We start from the raw sequence: 807 nt of genomic DNA, 5'->3' as shown, positions 1-807 counted from the left end.
TTTTCACTGTCGGTGTGGAGTTCGGGCGATGCGCTGGTCGGCGGTGCGAAACGTCTGATTGGCCTGCCGGAAACCGACCTGACCCTGGGCCTGGCCTATGGCCTGTTCGCCCTGCTGGTGCTCACCGTGTGCATCTACGGCTTTCGCTTCATGCTGTGGGTCAACCGCATCGCGGTGTGGGCGGCGAGCCTGCTGTTTCTGCTCGGGATCTTCGCGTTTGCGCCGGCCTTCGACAGCCACTTCGCCGGTACCGTAGCCTTGGGCCAGAGCGGGTTCTGGGCGGCGTTTATCGGCGCGGCGCTGGTGGCCATGAGCAACCCGATTTCCTTCGGCGCGTTTCTCGGTGACTGGTCGCGCTACATCCCGCGTGAAACGCCGAAGATGCGCATCATGCTGGCGGTAGTGGCGGCACAGATCGCCACCTTGATCCCGTTCCTGTTCGGCCTGGCTACCGCGACCATCGTGGCGATCAAGGCACCGGACTATATCGCGGCCAACAACTACGTCGGCGGTCTGCTGGCGGTGGCGCCCACCTGGTTCTTCCTGCCGGTGTGCCTGATCGCAGTGATTGGCGGCATGTCCACCGGCACGACCTCGCTGTATGGCACCGGCCTGGATATGTCCAGCGTGTTCCCGCGCCTGTTGACGCGGGTCAAGGCCACGCTGCTGATAGGGATGATGTCGATTGCCTTCATCTTTATCGGACGTTTCGCCGCCAACCTGGTGCAGAGCGTGTCGACCTTCGCTGTGCTGATCATCACCTGCACCACGCCGTGGATGGTGATGATGATCATCGGCCTGATCGTC

At 62.8% G+C, this 807-nt stretch carries 1 protein-coding gene; it reads left to right on the top strand.

Translation table 11 applies throughout. The features are described from left to right. Positions 1–807, top strand: an 807-nt coding sequence (locus JWR98_RS29110; RefSeq protein WP_205491888.1) for a cytosine permease, incomplete at both ends; no start/stop codon positions are given.

Origin of the sequence: Pseudomonas lactucae (genome assembly GCF_016937615.1) — a bacterium.
Lineage (GTDB): Bacteria > Pseudomonadota > Gammaproteobacteria > Pseudomonadales > Pseudomonadaceae > Aquipseudomonas > Aquipseudomonas lactucae.
This window is presented reverse-complemented; position numbering and strand designations above follow the sequence as displayed.